A 16227-nucleotide genomic window follows, 5' to 3' on the forward strand; every position below is an offset into this window, starting at 1 on the left:
AAAAAGAGCGCCTTGATGGGCGCTCTTTGCATTTTTCTATTTTGCTGTGAAGCTACAAACGCCTAGTTAGTCGCTAGTAACTGACCGTATCGCTCAAGGTTCTTCAATCGAATCTCAGAGTTTGCAATAAAGGTTGCTTTTGCCTTACCCGTTAGCGACTTAGATTGAGGTAACTTCACGGTACGCGCATTCTTGTGAACGCCATTAACTAAGAACTCGTAGTGCAAGTGTGGGCCTGTTACACGGCCTGTGCCGCCCAGAGTACCAATAGTTTGACCTTGCTTAACTCGTTGCCCTGTTTTCACCATGCGTTTCTTCATGTGCAGGTACTTAGTGATGTAAGTATTGCTGTGTCGAATGAACACGTAGTTACCGTTGAACTGGTTATAACCAGACTTCTGCACGATACCATCACCAGCTGCCCAGATAGGTGTGCCAACTGGGGCTGCGTAGTCGGTGCCTCGGTGAGCACGAACCTTGCCTGTTACTGGGTGTTTTCGGCGTGGGTTGAAGTTTGACGTTACACGACGAAAATCAATAGGGGAGCGCAGGAAGGCTTTCTTCATCGCTCGGCCGTTTTCGTCGTAGTAGTTACCGCTTTTATCGTCTAATACCGCAGTAAATGAATCACCTTGGTTTTTGAACACAGCTGCCATGATTTTGCCACGACCAATCACTTCGCCTTCAACCACTTCCTCTTGGTATAAGATTTTAAAGCTGTCGTTCTTACGAATATCCAATGCAAAGTCGATGTCCCAGCCAAAGATACCCGCAAGTTCCATGATTTGGTTGGCGGTTAAGCCTGCACTGACGCCTGCATTCCAGAAGTTAGAGGTAATATTGGCTTCGGCATAGTTGTATTGGTAAGCCACTTCTTTTTTATCAAAACTTGAAGTGAATGAATCGCCAGATTTGGTGATTTTGAAGCTTTCAAACGCGCTTAGTTGGCGTTTGAGCTGAATAAGGTCGTTGTTTTCATCAAAGCCGAATTGCAATACGTCACCAGGTCTTAGGTTCGAGAGCTGCTTTTTGATGTCTTGATTGGTATTGAGAAGGTTGAGTAACAAGCGGTATGAGAGACCAATACGTTCAAATAAAACAGAAGTGCTTTCGCCAGAGCGAACCGTGTATTTTTCCCAGTTAAGTACAGCCGTTGGTGGCGCGTCATTCGAGCTTACTAGCGCAGAAGCATCGATGCTCAAAGGGTAGTGTTTTCCTACAACAAGTGCGCCCGTATCGTCGCGCAAGCTGTTGACGTCGGGAAGTAAGAAAATCGCTATGAAAATTATGGCACTAAAAAATGCGATAAAAGCCCGGTGCAATATAGGAAGGCGTGCAAAAATAGACAACATGTTCCGGTTCGTTCTGTAAATATTATGAAAATCGGCGACGGAATAGTGTAACTGGTTTCAAAATACATCGCTATTCAAGTAAGATGTCTAACTATTATATTTTTGCCAAATCTGTGGGAGTGAACAAGAATGGCGAGTATTGAAGCTGCACTAGCCGAGATCAAACGTGGCGTAGAAGAACTAATTCCAGAAGACGAGCTGATTGCTAAATTAAAAGAAGGTCGTCCTTTACGCATTAAACTGGGTGCCGATCCAACGGCTCCAGATATTCACCTAGGCCATACGGTTATCTTTAACAAGCTTCGTGCTTTCCAAGAGCTTGGTCATGAAGTGACATTCCTGATTGGTGATTTCACTGCAATGGTTGGTGACCCATCAGGTAAAAACTCAACACGTCCACCGCTAAGCCGCGAAGACGTATTGAAGAATGCTGAAACTTACAAAGAGCAAGTTTTCAAAATTCTAGACCCTGCGAAAACACAAATTCGTTTCAACTCTGAGTGGCTATCTGACCTTGGCGCAGAAGGTATGATTCGTCTTGCTTCTAACCAAACGGTTGCTCGTATGCTTGAGCGTGATGACTTTAAAAAGCGTTACGCTGGTGGTCAACCAATCGCTATCCACGAATTCATGTACCCACTTCTACAAGGTCACGACTCTGTTGCACTAGAGAGCGATGTTGAGCTTGGCGGTACTGACCAGAAGTTTAACCTGCTAATGGGCCGTGAACTGCAAAAAGCAGCAGGTCAAAAGCCACAAGCGGTACTGATGATGCCACTACTTGTTGGTCTAGACGGCGTTAAGAAGATGTCTAAGTCTGCACACAACTACATTGGTATCAGCGAAGCACCAAGCGAAATGTTTGGTAAGATCATGTCTATCTCTGACGATCTAATGTGGAGCTACTACGAGCTTCTGTCTTTCCGTCCGCTTGAAGAAGTGGCAGAGCTGAAAGCTGGCGTTGAAGCGGGTAAAAACCCACGTGACGTTAAAGTGCTTCTGGCTAAAGAGATCATTGCTCGTTTCCACAGTGAAGCAGATGCTGATGCAGCAGAGCAAGAGTTCGTTAACCGCTTTGCTAAAAACCAAGTGCCAGATGATATGCCTGAGTTCGAATTCGAAGCAGGTCTACCAATCGCTAACGTTCTAAAAGAAGCGGGCCTAGTAAACTCGACTTCTGATGCGATGCGTATGATCAAGCAGGGTGCTGCTAAGATCGAAGGCGAGAAAGTTGAAGACAACAAACTGGTACCAGAAGTTGGTACAGCTGTTTACCAAGTAGGTAAGCGTAAGTTTGCTCGTATTACTATCAAGTAATAACGTACATCAATGATTTAATAAAAGGCATCTACGGATGCCTTTTTTATTGACAGAGAATTGACGAAGTCTTTTTAACAGCATTGCTACACTATGCGCGCTGTCGAACTGACAGTAATTTTGGAGATTTTTATGAACAATACCGACCATCCTCCTAGTTTGAATGGAGAAGAATAACCTGTCTCGGTATTGATCTATTGTCCTGCCGTTCAGGTAGGGTATCTTTGTTTTCCCTTCATTCTTTTCCACACTCTAGATTCTAACAAGTAGACACATCAGTGCTTTAAGCTCTTGGTGCGCTCAGTTATATGCTTTATGTATCGAGTTATACGCTTTTGGTGTACACCGCTTTATGTTTGTGAAGTACTCTCTGTAGGCTACTTGTTTTGATGGTCGTTACCTTTGCCAATCGGGAGATTCGCCATGACGGTAATGAACAACACTTTTTTATCTATTGAAGCTCTGTACTCAGAGCAAGACATCCAAGCTGTATCGAATGCATTTCAGCAATACGGACGTGAACAGCAGGTCAGGCTTTTGAACTGTATGCCGCTTGAAGATGCAGTACTTGTATTAGGGCAATGTTCTCTAAGTACGATTCAAGCTCTACTTAGTGAGCTAGAGGAGCAAGGCTTTGAAAAGCGCTCGCGACATCTAGCTCACCAACTAGGGCTAATCTATTCAGAGGTTGAGCCTCAACAGGGTTACCTTTCTACAGGTGTATTAAGCCATGTTAGACAGCGTATCGGTTGGATTATTGCGCTGGCACTGCTAGGCATCGTTTCTGGGCTTATCATTGCTCAGTATGAAGATATCCTAAGCCAGTTGGTACTGCTGGCTATCTATATGCCAGTTATCGCTGCAGCGGGAGGTAACACGGGAACACAAGCCGCTACTCTGGTGATTAGAGCCTTAGCCACTGGTGAATTGAAAAAACGCCAGTGGGCCAATGTTCTATGGAAAGAGTTTAGAGTAGCGATTTGCTTAGCACTGGCGATTGCCGCGGTAATGATTGGACGTATCTTGTTGTTCAGTGAAAACCAGTCTACTGGTGGTTACGACATTAACATGATTGCCTTTGCTATCGCTGTTGCTCTGTTTATTCAGGTGACAATATCGACGGTTCTTGGCGGCGGGTTGCCTATCGTGGCTCGTTTGTTCAAGTTGGACCCTGCAGTGCTAGTGAGCCCGGTATTAGCATCAATAGTAGACATCTCGGGGATGTGGATCTATTTCACGGTCGTGAATGCGTTTTTAGGCATCGCCTAGCGCTTATTAAATAGTAACAGCACTTCGAAAATAAAAAATGGCGCTAAAGATCTAAGATCTTCAGCGCCATTTTTATTGCGTCATAAACCGCTTACAACAAACGGCTCGCTATTTGGACTGGCTCTGTGTTTGACTGTATTCAATCACATCTTTATAAAAAGCACGTTCAAACTGCGTAATCGGTGCTTCTACTGGTTTGTCCGGGTCTTGCTCTTCAGGGAAGTAGTCACGAACAAATTGTACGAATAGCGAGCTGGGCTTCCCAGACTCATCTAAGCCATATCCCGCCATATTGTAGGTTCCGTACAAAGAACCACTCTTAGCTATGATATTGCTTTGAATCGGCGCTTTCCTCATGCTTTGTCGGTACTTAAGCGTTCCATTCATACCTGATGTTGGCATGGCTTCGATCAGCTTGAGCTGTGAGTCGTTTTCCCAGATATAACGAAGCACTTTAGCCATGGTCTGCGATCTCATTCGGTTGTTTCTAGATAACCCAGAACCATCAACGAGCTGCGCTTTGCTGAGGTCGATATTCGCTTTGGTCAGCAGTATCTGTTTTATTGCTTCAGTGCCGTTATTGAAACTCCCCGATTGCACATAAAACTTTGCTCCCAAGGTTTTGGTTAGGTTGTCTGCGATCAGGTTATCTGATTTTTTGAGCATGGTATCGAGCAGCTCTGGAAGTTTCGCTGAGTGATGACTAGCAACTAATGTCGCTTTGTTTGTGCCTTCTTTGGCTCCAATGAGTACATCACCCTTTACTTGTATTTTCAGCTCTTTAAGTAGTGAGTTCACCACTTGAGAGGTGTAAAGCTCAGGATTTTGAATGGCGAACTTTAGTGGTAGTGGCTTCTTACGTTCCACTAAGCAACCAGAGAGCGTGTATGAATTATCTGGTGTGGTGATGAGCTCTAAGTCGCACTGTGTGGCTTTTTGTCCTGAACGCGTCACGGTGGCAGCATTGGTTGTCACGTCTATTGGATAATGGGCTGGAATATAGACGCGAGTGCTACCGTTATCTTTTGTATAAATAGAGGCTTGTGCACAGTTGCTGTCTAAGGTCATCGCACTAGAAGGCGCGCTGTAACAAACGCCTAGAATGTCCCAAGGCCAGCCTACCGCTCGTTGATAGCCTGTATAAGCCGTGTTATCGAGGTATAAGTTGCCTTTGATGGTTCTGGATTGAGACTTAGCGTACTGAGCTAACAGGCTTTTTAGCTGTTCACGTTGCAGAGTTGGATCACCGCTAAATGAAATGATTGAATCATTGCCAGAACGAAGAATGCTAGTCGTGTAATGAAAGTCATCTCCCAACTCTAGCTTGGCCGCTAAAGCCGTCACCAGTTTTAACGTGCTGGCTGGTGGATAAAAGTCATCGCTATTGGTATTAAGCTCGCTTGAATCATTGCTTAACGATTTGATGATCAAACTCGTACTACTACCATCGGGCAGTGTATCTAGAGGGGCGTATGCGGAAGCGTTAACAGATAAAGCGCTAATGGAAAAACTACATAGTAGTAGTGGGGATAGAAGGCGCATAGAAGATTGTCTTGGATGGCTGATGTTTTCAGTATACAGATATAAAAAACGCCCGCTAGAGAGCGGGCGTTTTGATTCTCAATTAACTAATGAATCATTAGGCAATCAGAATTAGAAGTCGTAACGTAGACCTAGAGCTAGCTCGTCTTCAGCTTGAGCTGAAGTTGCGCCGCGGTTACCTACATTACCAACTTGACCAAACTTGTCGCCTTCAGAGATTAGGTTGAAGTTGTACGAAATGTATGTACGGAAGTTAGGCTTGAAGTAGTAAGTCGCATCGATAGCAACGTTATCAGCAGATGTATCACCATTTGTTTCTGCATTGTTGTACGTTAGCGTGAATGCAGTTTTGTCTAGTGTGTATGCTGTTGCGAATTCGTAACCAGTGTAGTCACCGTTGTCTTTCGCTAGTTCACCGTCTGTGAATGTACCAGCAAAGTATAGAGCTTCAGTGCGGAAAGATGCCGCTAGCATGTACTCGTTTTGCTCGTCTTGATCAGCGTAACCTGCACCTAGCTTAAAGCCAGAGTCACCGATTGCGTAGATACCAGATAGAGAGTAGCCGTCTGCGTTGTTGTCTTCGTAATCTTTAACATCACCAGCAATGTTCTTGGTTTCAGTACGGTCAGCAAAGCGGTAGCTTGCTTTTACGCCAAGGTCTTGGAATTGACCTTTGTACGAAACCATGTTGTCAGTACGGTCAGCTACACCAATTTTGTATGCAGCAGAGTTACCGTGGTAAGACATGATATCAGTAAAGTCTGTGATAACGCCTAGCGCACCATCGTTTTTACCGTAAGTAACTTCACCGAATGTACCGCCGATACCAGCGTACGTGTAACGGTTGTCAATAGTGTTGTCACCGCTAACATTGTTACCGTTTGCATCGTAGTCAGAAGTAGTGAACTCACCTTCGTAGAAACCAACACCGTATAGGCTATCTTGGATTTCAACTTTACCTAGGAAGTTAAGACGTACACGAGAGTTGTCTTGTGCTTTGCCATCTTTTACTGATAGACGAGCTTCAGCACGACCACCGATCTCTAGAGAAGTGCCGTTAGAGCTGTATACAGAAGTGCCGTCGATACCACCAGCTTGTTTACCGTCCGCTGCTACTGCGTTAGTAGCAAGAGCTGCAGCAGATACAGCAAGCGCGATCATAGTCTTGTTCATGTTATTATTTCCTAATTACTGTCCATAGAAGTTTTATTAAGGATTTGAACCCTTTTGTGTATTGCCCGTATTAATCAGGCTTCATAACCATGATTAGAACAGAAGTCTGAAAAATGCCAGTGCAATCCATGGGTTACTTTTTACCTCTAAAGTTCCATTGTCAGTTAGTAAAATGATATAAAACTAAAAAATGAACACTGTTTTATTATATTTATTGTCTTTTAAATTGTTGTTTTAGATTGGCTTTTACAAAAGTGTGATCTGCGTTTATTTTGTTTGTTTTTTGTTTTTTTAGGTATTTATTTTTCAGCTTATTGATGGTGAGGTTATTATTCATTTTTGTGATGTCAGTAATTTAGACCTAGATACAGCTTTTAAAACGCAAAGTGGAATAAAGATGATTTAGCCATAAAGTTTGTTTACACTAAGCCAAATCGTTTTGTTTCTACTACCCAATAAAATACGTTGGGTGTATTTATGTTGGCCAAAGAAAGCTTTGGCATAGAGGTAAAAAATGGAAAAGGTTCCAATGACAGTACGTGGCGCTCAGCAGCTACGTGATGAATTAGATCGCCTACTTAAGCTACGCCCTGTTATCTCAGCAGCTATTGGTGAAGCTCGTGAACTAGGTGACTTAAAAGAGAATGCTGAATACCACGCCGCTCGTGAAGAGCAAGGTATCTGTGAAGCTCAAATCCGTGATATCGAATACAAGCTATCTCTAGCTCAAATCATCGATGTAACCCAAATGGAAAACACGGGTAAGATTATCTTTGGTACAACAGTCACTCTGATTGATGTTGATACAGACGAAGAGTACCGTTACCAAATCGTTTCTGAAGACGAAGCCGATATCAAAACTGGCCGTATCTCAGTGAAGTCACCAATTGCTCGTGGTCTTATCGGCAAGATGGAAGGCGACGAAGTGATGATTTCGACTCCTGGCGGTGATAAAGATTACGAAATTGACAAAGTAGAATATATCTAATTGAATTTTCTTTGTTTCTGATAAGTAAAAAGGTCGCTAAATGCGACCTTTTTCGTTTCTCACGCTACACTAAAAGATAAGCGCACTGGCTATCCCTTTGTGAAGCTAGCTTATTATATGGCTAACTTATTTACGTGGAATCTCGATTTTACGTGCTTCTGACTGACGGAACAGTACTAGAACTTTACCGATAGTCTGTACTTTCTCAGCTTTAGTTTCACGTACAATTGCATCGATAATCAGCTGCTTAGTTTCACGGTCTTCTGATGCAACTTTAATTTTGATCAGTTCGTGGTGGTCTAGAGCTAATTCGATTTCCGCTAGAACAGCTTCAGTAAGTCCATTTGCGCCCATTAGCACTACAGGTTTTAAACTGTGAGCTAGGCCCTTTAGATGCTGCTTTTGTTTGGTACTTAGGTTCATTACGCGGCCAATTTTCTTTACTATTAGGGTTGAAAAAACCTATTTTAACGCCATCTAATGCTGAAGACTATAATTTATTCGGCAATTAGTACTTTCCTCCACTTTAGGTATCCAATGAGCAAACAGAAACACTCGGCCAGTTCAGGCCGTTGGTTGAAGGAACACTTCGACGACAAGTACGCAAACGAAGCAAGAAAGAAAGGCTATCGCTCACGTGCTTATTTCAAAATGGAAGAGATTCAAACGAAAGATAAATTGCTGTCTCCAGGGATGACCGTTGTGGATTTAGGTGCAGCGCCTGGTGGTTGGTCTCAATATGCTGCTAAGATTGTTGGAGACAACGGACAAATCATTGCGTGTGACTTGTTACCAATGGATCCAATTGCTGGCGTTAGCTTTTTACAAGGCGATTTTCGTGAAGACGCTGTTCTTGAAGCCTTATTGGAACGTATACAACCAAACATGGTTGATGTCGTGATGTCAGATATGGCACCTAATATAGCGGGCAACAACTCTGTAGATCAGCCTAGAGCTATGTATTTAGTTGAATTAGCTTTGGATATGTGTCGACAAGTTCTAGCTACCGATGGTAGTTTTGTTGTAAAAGTATTCCAAGGCGAAGGGTTTGATCAATACGTTAAAGACGTCCGTGAGATGTTTAAAACGGTGAAAGTCAGAAAACCCGACTCTTCTCGAGCTCGTTCTCGTGAAGTGTTTATCGTAGCCACTGGTTACAAAGGTTAACGATTCTCTTCCAAGAGTGAGAGTTAACAATATGGCTACAGGTTACAAACTGTAGTACCCTACCTTTAATTACAATTAGTTATCGAGAGGCTGACACCTTGAGTGACATGGCAAAAAATTTAATTCTGTGGCTTGTTATCGCAGTAGTGTTGATGTCGGTATTTCAGAGCTTCGGCCCTGGGGAAAGTAACGGCAGAGCAGTAGATTACACCACGTTTGTACAGGAAGTTGGCCAAGGCCAGATTCAAGACGCACAGTTCAATAACAGCGAAATCACTTTCACACGTCGTGGCGGTGGTGCTAAGTATGTAACTTACATGCCTGTTTATGATCAAAAGCTACTTGATGACTTAATTAATCAAAACGTAAAAGTTCAGGGCACACCACCTGAAGAGCAGAGCCTACTTGGCACTATCTTCATTTCATGGTTCCCTATGATCTTACTGATTGGTGTATGGATTTTCTTCATGCGTCAAATGCAAGGCGGTGGCGGCGGTAAAGGCGCGATGTCTTTCGGTAAGAGCAAAGCTCGAATGATGAGCGAAGAACAAATCAAAACGTTGTTTGCGGATGTTGCTGGTTGTGACGAAGCAAAAGAAGACGTGAAAGAGTTGGTTGACTATCTTCGTGACCCAAGTCGTTTCCAAAAACTGGGTGGTAAGATCCCTACAGGTATCCTGTTAGTTGGTCCTCCAGGTACTGGTAAGACATTGCTTGCAAAAGCGATTGCTGGTGAAGCGAAAGTACCGTTCTTTACTATTTCTGGTTCTGACTTCGTTGAAATGTTTGTAGGTGTTGGTGCATCTCGTGTGCGTGACATGTTCGAACAAGCGAAGAAAGCGGCACCTTGTATCATCTTTATCGATGAGATTGATGCGGTAGGTCGTCAACGTGGCGCTGGTGTTGGTGGTGGTCATGATGAGCGTGAACAAACATTGAACCAAATGCTGGTTGAGATGGATGGTTTCGAGGGTAACGAAGGTATTATTGTTATCGCTGCGACTAACCGTCCAGACGTACTAGACCCAGCACTACTTCGTCCAGGTCGTTTTGACCGTCAGGTTGTAGTTGGTCTACCAGACGTACGTGGTCGTGAACAGATTCTTAAAGTACACATGCGTAAAGTTCCACTATCTGGCGATGTTGAACCATCTCTGATTGCTCGTGGTACTCCAGGTTTCTCTGGTGCAGACCTTGCAAACCTTGTGAACGAAGCGGCGCTATTTGCAGCTCGTGGTAACAAGCGCAATGTCTCTATGGTTGAGTTTGAACTGGCTAAAGATAAAATCATGATGGGTGCTGAGCGCCGTTCAATGGTGATGTCTGAGGAAGTGAAAGAGTCAACGGCTTACCACGAAGCCGGTCACGCAATTGTTGGTCGTTTGGTACCAGAACACGATCCTGTGTACAAAGTATCAATCATTCCACGTGGTCGTGCGCTTGGTGTAACCATGTACTTGCCAGAGCAAGATCGTGTGAGCATGTCTCGCCAACATCTAGAGTCTATGATTTCTAGCCTGTACGGTGGTCGTCTTGCTGAAGAACTTATTTACGGTAAAGACAAAGTGTCAACTGGTGCGTCTAACGATATTGAACGTGCAACTGATATTGCTCGCAAGATGGTTACGCAGTGGGGCTTCTCTGAGAAATTGGGTCCTCTTCTTTACGCAGAAGAAGAAGGCGAAGTTTTCCTAGGTCGCGGCATGAGTCAAGCTAAGCACGTTTCTGATGACACGACTAAGCTTATCGATGAAGAGATTCGTATCCTTATCGACCGTAACTACGATAGAGCTAAGAAGATTCTTGAAGATAACATGGATATCATGCATTCGATGAAAGACGCTCTAATGAAGTTCGAAACGATCGATGCAGGTCAAATTGATGACTTGATGGAGCGTAAGCAAGAGATTCGTGATCCAGCTGGTTGGGGTGATCAGGTAAAAGCTGAACCTACAAAGGAAGAAGCAAAACCTGAAGCTAAGGCTGAAGAAGCTAAAGCGGAACCTAAAGCTGAAGAGTCAAAAGTTGAAGAAGTTAAATCTGAATCAGATGATGCTCAAAACAAAGATTCTTAATCGCTAAACTATCAATTAAAACCCTGAGTACGCTCAGGGTTTTTCTGTTTATAGCCTATGGTGTTTTTCCCTTTAAGATCGGCCTTCCATGATATTAAAAGCAAATAATAAAACTCTCGTGTTAGATCGCCCACATGTGATGGGTATCCTCAATGTCACCCCTGACTCTTTCTCTGACGGTGGGAAATTTAACTCACTTGATAATGCCTTACAGCAAGCTGAACGCATGGTTCAAGCGGGCGTTAGCATTATCGATATTGGTGGTGAGTCAACTCGACCTGGCGCTCCTGATGTTTCGTTAGAAGAGGAGCTTGCCCGTGTCATTCCTGCTATTAAAGCCATTCGTGCCAAGTTTGATGTGTGGATCTCGATAGATACCAGTAAAGCGGAAGTGATGCGCCAAGCTGTTGAAGCGGGCGCTGATTTGATCAATGATGTGCGCGCTTTGCAAGAGCCTGGAGCATTACAAGTCGCCGCTGATGCTAATGTTCCGATTTGTCTGATGCACATGAAAGGTCAGCCGAGAACCATGCAAGCTAACCCAAGTTATGATGATGTTCTTCAGGATGTAGAAGCATTCTTGCAAGAAAGGGTAGAAGCGTGTGAGGCGGTGGGTATTTCAAAAGATCAGCTGATCCTTGATCCTGGCTTTGGCTTTGGGAAAACCATCGAACACAATTATCACCTACTAGCGCATCTTGAAAAGTTTCATTCGTTAGGCTTACCTGTTTTAGCGGGGATGTCGAGAAAATCGATGATCTTTAAATTGCTAGACAAGGTTCCGGCCGACTGCATGGTCGCAAGCGTCACTTGCGCGACGATTGCCGCGATGAAAGGCGCACAAATTATTCGCGTTCATGATGTCGAGGAGACACTGGAAGCGATGAAAATAATCGAAGTGATGAACAACAATCACTAAATATAATTAAGGAAAATCACTATGTCTGATAAAAGACGTTATTTCGGCACAGATGGTGTGCGTGGCAAAGTAGGCCAGTACCCGATCACACCTGATTTTGTTCTGAAGCTTGGCTGGGCTGCTGGTCGTGTACTTGCGAAGCAAGGTACAAAGAAAGTTATTATCGGTAAAGATACGCGTATCTCTGGTTACATGTTGGAGTCTGCGTTAGAGGCAGGTCTTGCTGCTGCTGGTTTACAAGCGACGTTCACTGGTCCTATGCCAACACCTGCTGTTGCTTACCTAACACAAACATTCCGTGCTGAAGCGGGCATCGTAATCTCGGCTTCACACAACCCTTATTACGATAACGGTATTAAATTCTTCTCTTCTGAAGGCACTAAACTTCCAGATGATATCGAGCTGGCGATCGAAGCTGAACTTGATAAAGAGATTGAGTGTGTTGACTCTTCTGAGCTTGGTAAAGCAGTTCGTCTAAACGATGCGGCAGGTCGATACATTGAATTCTGTAAGAGCACGTTCCCGAATCAAATGACCCTTGCTGGCATGAAGATTGTTGTTGACTGCGCTCACGGCGCGACTTACCACATTGCTCCTGCGGTATTCAAAGAGCTAGGTGCTGAGGTTGTTGCTATTGGTGTTGAACCAAACGGTACCAACATTAACCACGAAGTGGGTGCGACGGATGTTCGCGCTCTTCAGGCGAAAGTGCTAGAAGAGAAAGCTGCACTAGGCCTTGGCTTTGATGGTGACGGTGACCGTATCATCATGGTTGATGAGTTAGGTAACAAGGTTGATGGTGACCAAATTGCTTACATCATTGCTCGCGATGCATTGCGTCGTGGTGAGCTGAAAGGTGGTGTTGTTGGTACGCTGATGACCAACCTAGGTATGGAAAACGGCCTTAAGCAGCTAGGTATTCCATTTGTGCGCGCTGCAGTTGGTGACCGTTATGTAATGGAACAACTGCTAGCAAAAGGCTGGAAGATCGGTGCTGAAAACTCAGGTCACGTTATCCTGCTAGATAAAGTGACAACTGGTGATGCTATCGTTGCAGCACTGCAAGTTCTTGCTTCAGTAGTTGGCAGTGAAATGACATTGAATGAGCTTTCTCAAGGCATGACGCTATACCCGCAAGTCTTAGAAAACGTTCGTTTCAGTGGTGATTCAAACCCACTGGAAGCAGACGCAGTGAAAGCAGCTGTTGTAGAAGTAGAAGCTGAGCTTGGCGAGAAGGGCCGTGTATTACTTCGTAAGTCTGGTACAGAGCCACTATTGCGCGTAATGGTTGAAGGTGAAGATGCTGAACTGGTTCAATCATCAGCACTTAAGATTGCAGATGCAGTAAAAGCAAACTGCTAATTTAGTGGTTTGCTCAGCAGGTACCATTAAGAGTGCTTGTACGTAAAAACGGTTGAATTATAGAGTGGTCAAAAGGGGTACAAATGAGTTTTGTGTTGCTTTTGGCCTTTTTTTAACCGTTCACTTGGTAAAGGCTTATTTTTTAGCAAATTCTCCTTGTCAGCCATCGCTGCATTCGCTAGTATTGCTCGGCCTTCAGTTAGGAGGTCGCTAGCCTTGTTCTTGAAAATAACTTTTTTGAACGGCGCTGGCTCAACAATTAGGAACATAGGTGGAAAAATGTTTACAGTTCTACTTGTGATTTACCTGTTGGCAGCGCTTGGTGTAATTGGCCTAGTGTTGATTCAACAAGGTAAAGGCGCAGATATGGGAGCCTCTTTCGGTGCTGGCGCTTCAAACACTGTGTTTGGTGCTAGTGGCTCAGGAAATTTCCTAACCCGAATGACTGCAATTTTTGCAACTACATTTTTTGTCCTTAGCTTAGTGCTCGGTAATATGTCTACACATAAAACTGAGTCACAGTGGATGGACCCGACTCAAGGTCAGGTTATCCAGCAAGCTGAAGACGCAGTGAGTGAAGCTCCGGCGCAAGGCGACGAGATTCCACAATAATCTGTAAAGATTTGATGCCGAGATGGTGAAATTGGTAGACACGCTAGCATGAGGTGCTAGTGCCTTAGGGTGTGAGGGTTCGAGTCCCTCTCTCGGCACCATGTTTACAAACTTGTAAAACATCTTGTTGGGCGTATAATGCTCGCAAGTCGGACGCGGGATGGAGCAGCTTGGTAGCTCGTCGGGCTCATAACCCGAAGGTCGTCGGTTCAAATCCGGCTCCCGCAACCAATTTTAAGTGCTATATTTAGTCTTGATTGGTAGCAAGTTTGCACAGTGTGAACCTCACTGTGAGTTAAGTGTGATATCGAATGTGATGGCACTTAGCATATAAGGGTCCAGCAACAAAAACCCCGGCTTATACGGGGTTTTTTGTTATCTAAGCATTTGTAAATGCGTTTAGATAATGTTTGCTTGGAATTTAAATTGGGCTTTGAGCCCTTTTTTTGTTTCTGGAGTGGTTAAATGACTGGTTTAGAAAGACAACTTACTGAAATGCTTGACGCTCCAGTAGCAGCATCAGGTTATGAGTTAGTTGGATTAGAATTTATTCGTGCTGGTGAGCACTCAACGCTACGTATTTACATCGATTCTCCAAACGGCATCAATGTAGACGACTGCGCTGAAGTTAGTCACCAAGTAAGTGCCGTAATGGATGTTGAAGATCCAATTTCAGTGGCTTATAACCTTGAAGTGTCTTCACCAGGTTTAGAGAGACCACTGTTCAAAGCAGAGCATTACCAACAATTTATTGGTCACGAGGTAAGCATCGTTTTGAAAATGGCTGTCGGCAACCGTCGTAAATGGAAAGGTGATATCCAATCTATTGAAGGCGAGACAGTAAAAGTATTGGTTGAAGGACAAGAAGAAGAATTCGTCCTAAGCAATATTGCGAAAGCGAACCTGATCCCTAAATTTTAGTTCTCCTAGAGAGAAGAGCTTAAGAGGCTAGATTAATGAACAAAGAAATTTTGGCGGTAGTAGAAGCTGTTTCTAATGAGAAAGCAGTTCCTCGTGAGCGTATTTTTGAAGCGCTTGAAATCGCGCTTGCAACGGCAACAAAAAAGAAAAGCGAACTAGAAATTGAAGTTCGTGTTGAAATCGACCGTAAAACAGGTGATTTCGAAACTTTCCGTCGCTGGGAAGCTGTTGAAGTTGTTGAAAACCCAACAAAAGAGATTTCTCTTGAAGCTGCTAAGTACGACGATCCAGAGATCGAACTTGGCGGTTTCATTGAAGATGACATCGAGTCAGTAACGTTTGACCGTATTACTACTCAAACTGCGAAGCAAGTTATCGTACAAAAAGTACGTGAAGCTGAGCGTGCTCAAATCGTTGAACAGTTCATCGACAACGAAGGTGAGCTAGTTACTGGTGTGGTTAAGAAAGTTAACCGTGACACGATCATCCTAGACCTAGGTAACAACGCTGAAGCGGTAATCCTACGTGATGACCAACTTCCTCGTGAAAACTTCCGTCCAGGCGACCGTGTACGTGGTCTTCTATACGCAGTTAAACCAGAAGCTCGTGGCTTCCAGCTATTCATTACTCGCTCTAAGCCTGAAATGCTAGCTGAGCTATTCCGTGTTGAAGTACCTGAGATTGGCGAAGAGCTAATTGAACTTAAAGGTGCTGCACGTGACGCAGGTTCTCGTGCTAAAATCGCTGTGAAAACAAACGACAAGCGTATTGACCCTGTGGGCGCGTGTGTTGGTATGCGTGGTGCACGTGTACAAGCTGTATCTGGCGAGCTTGGCGGCGAGCGTATCGATATCGTTCTTTGGGACGATAACCCAGCTCAGTTCGTAATCAATGCAATGGCTCCTGCTGATGTTGCTTCTATCATCGTTGATGAAGATGCACACTCAATGGACATCGCTGTTGAAGCGGACAACCTAGCGCAAGCTATCGGCCGTAGCGGTCAAAACGTACGTCTAGCATCTCAACTGACTGGTTGGGAACTGAACGTAATGACGGTTGAAGACCTTCAGAAGAAACACCAAGAAGAAGCGGTTGCTTCGATTGAAAACTTCATGAAGCACCTAGACATCGAAGAAGACTTTGCTCAGCTACTTGTTGAAGAAGGCTTCTCTACGCTAGAAGAAGTGGCTTACGTACCAGTAAACGAACTTCTTGAAGTTGATGGCCTAGACGAAGGTATCGTTGAAGAACTACGTAACCGTGCAAAAGATGCACTAACGACTCTAGCACTTGCGAAAGAAGAGACGTTTGACGGTGTTGAACCTGCTGAAGACTTGCTAGCACTTGAAGGCCTAGAGCGTGAAATGGCCTACAAACTTGCAGCAAAAGGCGTGGCAACATTGGAAGACCTAGCTGACCAAGGCGTTGATGAACTAGAAGGCATTGAAGACCTAACTGCAGAACGTGCGGGCGAGCTAATTATGGCTGCACGTAACATCTGTTGGTTCGGCGACGAAGAATAATTCAGCA

The 16227-nt window shown here is 44.3% G+C and carries 14 protein-coding genes and 2 tRNA genes; 12 read left to right on the top strand and 4 right to left on the bottom strand.

Annotated elements, in window-relative coordinates:
• Positions 1-62: 62 nt before the first annotated feature.
• A complete protein-coding gene (locus F0228_RS15785; RefSeq protein ID WP_171762439.1) occupies positions 63-1352 on the bottom strand; it encodes a peptidoglycan DD-metalloendopeptidase family protein in 1290 nt (429 codons plus the stop codon).
• A 129-nt stretch (positions 1353-1481) separates the two neighbouring features.
• On the opposite strand from F0228_RS15785, the gene tyrS reads away from it, so the two are divergent.
• Both tyrS and F0228_RS15795 read left to right on the top strand, forming a co-directional pair.
• The gene (tyrS, locus tag F0228_RS15790) at positions 1482-2669 is read left to right on the top strand and encodes a tyrosine--tRNA ligase (RefSeq protein ID WP_105057560.1); all 1188 of its coding nucleotides are present in this window, start codon (positions 1482-1484) and stop codon (positions 2667-2669) included.
• Between the two features lie 423 nt (positions 2670-3092).
• A complete protein-coding gene (locus F0228_RS15795) occupies positions 3093-3938 on the top strand; it encodes a magnesium transporter (RefSeq protein WP_061032502.1) in 846 nt (281 codons plus the stop codon).
• Between the two features lie 108 nt (positions 3939-4046).
• Here F0228_RS15795 and dacB read toward each other — a convergent pair whose 3' ends face one another.
• Together dacB and F0228_RS15805 are read right to left on the bottom strand one after the other, a co-directional pair.
• Entirely contained in the window at positions 4047-5480 is a 1434-nt protein-coding gene (gene dacB, locus F0228_RS15800) for a serine-type D-Ala-D-Ala carboxypeptidase (RefSeq protein ID WP_171762440.1), read from the bottom strand.
• Positions 5481-5591: 111 nt separating this feature from the next.
• Entirely contained in the window at positions 5592-6653 is a 1062-nt protein-coding gene (locus tag F0228_RS15805) for a porin (RefSeq protein WP_171762441.1), read from the bottom strand.
• 514 nt (positions 6654-7167) lie between these two features.
• Between F0228_RS15805 and greA the strand changes: the two genes are divergently transcribed.
• Positions 7168-7641 carry a transcription elongation factor GreA gene (gene greA, locus F0228_RS15810; protein WP_008222155.1) on the top strand — a complete coding sequence of 158 codons (474 nt, stop codon included), beginning with the start codon at positions 7168-7170 and terminating at the stop codon, positions 7639-7641.
• Positions 7642-7767: 126 nt separating this feature from the next.
• On the opposite strand, the gene yhbY is transcribed toward greA, so the two are convergent.
• The gene (gene yhbY, locus F0228_RS15815; protein WP_004738252.1) at positions 7768-8064 is read right to left on the bottom strand and encodes a ribosome assembly RNA-binding protein YhbY; all 297 of its coding nucleotides are present in this window, start codon (positions 8062-8064) and stop codon (positions 7768-7770) included.
• A 114-nt stretch (positions 8065-8178) separates the two neighbouring features.
• Here yhbY and rlmE point away from each other — a divergent pair, with 114 nt between their 5' ends.
• The 9 genes from rlmE (at position 8179) to nusA (ending at position 16220) form a co-directional block, all read left to right on the top strand.
• Complete coding sequence (gene rlmE / locus F0228_RS15820) at positions 8179-8808, top strand: 23S rRNA (uridine(2552)-2'-O)-methyltransferase RlmE (protein ID WP_004738253.1); 630 nt, start codon at positions 8179-8181, stop codon at positions 8806-8808.
• A 107-nt stretch (positions 8809-8915) separates the two neighbouring features.
• Positions 8916-10883, top strand: a complete 1968-nt coding sequence (ftsH, locus tag F0228_RS15825) for an ATP-dependent zinc metalloprotease FtsH (RefSeq protein WP_105057557.1) — start codon at positions 8916-8918, stop codon at positions 10881-10883.
• 88 nt (positions 10884-10971) lie between these two features.
• Positions 10972-11802: a dihydropteroate synthase gene (gene folP / locus F0228_RS15830; RefSeq protein ID WP_105057556.1), complete on the top strand. Its 831-nt coding sequence runs from the start codon at positions 10972-10974 to the stop codon at positions 11800-11802.
• A 21-nt stretch (positions 11803-11823) separates the two neighbouring features.
• Positions 11824-13164: a phosphoglucosamine mutase gene (gene glmM, locus F0228_RS15835; protein ID WP_105057555.1), complete on the top strand. Its 1341-nt coding sequence runs from the start codon at positions 11824-11826 to the stop codon at positions 13162-13164.
• A gap of 279 nt (positions 13165-13443) precedes the next feature.
• Positions 13444-13776: a preprotein translocase subunit SecG gene (secG, locus tag F0228_RS15840; RefSeq protein ID WP_171731587.1), complete on the top strand. Its 333-nt coding sequence runs from the start codon at positions 13444-13446 to the stop codon at positions 13774-13776.
• Positions 13777-13792: 16 nt separating this feature from the next.
• Positions 13793-13877, top strand: a tRNA-Leu gene (locus tag F0228_RS15845).
• 53 nt (positions 13878-13930) lie between these two features.
• Positions 13931-14007 (top strand) — tRNA-Met (locus tag F0228_RS15850).
• 234 nt (positions 14008-14241) lie between these two features.
• Positions 14242-14697 carry a ribosome maturation factor RimP gene (rimP, locus tag F0228_RS15855; RefSeq protein WP_004738265.1) on the top strand — a complete coding sequence of 152 codons (456 nt, stop codon included), beginning with the start codon at positions 14242-14244 and terminating at the stop codon, positions 14695-14697.
• 35 nt (positions 14698-14732) lie between these two features.
• Positions 14733-16220 carry a transcription termination factor NusA gene (nusA, locus tag F0228_RS15860; RefSeq protein WP_008218818.1) on the top strand — a complete coding sequence of 496 codons (1488 nt, stop codon included), beginning with the start codon at positions 14733-14735 and terminating at the stop codon, positions 16218-16220.
• Positions 16221-16227 lie beyond the last annotated feature (7 nt).

This window comes from Vibrio sp. 99K-1 (genome assembly GCF_013114585.1).
In the GTDB taxonomy this organism is placed as follows: domain Bacteria; phylum Pseudomonadota; class Gammaproteobacteria; order Enterobacterales; family Vibrionaceae; genus Vibrio; species Vibrio chagasii_B.

Excerpts from the sequence above, each read along its gene's own strand:
- greA (WP_008222155.1), top strand. The coding sequence starts at position 7,168 with ATGGAAAAGGTTCCAATGACAGTACGTGGCGCTCAGCAGCTACGTGAT.
- rlmE (WP_004738253.1), top strand. The coding sequence starts at position 8,179 with ATGAGCAAACAGAAACACTCGGCCAGTTCAGGCCGTTGGTTGAAGGAA.
- F0228_RS15795 (WP_061032502.1), top strand. The coding sequence starts at position 3,093 with ATGACGGTAATGAACAACACTTTTTTATCTATTGAAGCTCTGTACTCA.
- folP (WP_105057556.1), top strand. The coding sequence starts at position 10,972 with ATGATATTAAAAGCAAATAATAAAACTCTCGTGTTAGATCGCCCACAT.
- yhbY (WP_004738252.1), bottom strand. The coding sequence starts at position 8,064 with ATGAACCTAAGTACCAAACAAAAGCAGCATCTAAAGGGCCTAGCTCAC.
- F0228_RS15805 (WP_171762441.1), bottom strand. The coding sequence starts at position 6,653 with ATGAACAAGACTATGATCGCGCTTGCTGTATCTGCTGCAGCTCTTGCT.
- glmM (WP_105057555.1), top strand. The coding sequence starts at position 11,824 with ATGTCTGATAAAAGACGTTATTTCGGCACAGATGGTGTGCGTGGCAAA.
- dacB (WP_171762440.1), bottom strand. The coding sequence starts at position 5,480 with ATGCGCCTTCTATCCCCACTACTACTATGTAGTTTTTCCATTAGCGCT.
- ftsH (WP_105057557.1), top strand. The coding sequence starts at position 8,916 with ATGGCAAAAAATTTAATTCTGTGGCTTGTTATCGCAGTAGTGTTGATG.
- rimP (WP_004738265.1), top strand. The coding sequence starts at position 14,242 with ATGACTGGTTTAGAAAGACAACTTACTGAAATGCTTGACGCTCCAGTA.
- secG (WP_171731587.1), top strand. The coding sequence starts at position 13,444 with ATGTTTACAGTTCTACTTGTGATTTACCTGTTGGCAGCGCTTGGTGTA.
- F0228_RS15785 (WP_171762439.1), bottom strand. The coding sequence starts at position 1,352 with ATGTTGTCTATTTTTGCACGCCTTCCTATATTGCACCGGGCTTTTATC.
- tyrS (WP_105057560.1), top strand. The coding sequence starts at position 1,482 with ATGGCGAGTATTGAAGCTGCACTAGCCGAGATCAAACGTGGCGTAGAA.
- nusA (WP_008218818.1), top strand. The coding sequence starts at position 14,733 with ATGAACAAAGAAATTTTGGCGGTAGTAGAAGCTGTTTCTAATGAGAAA.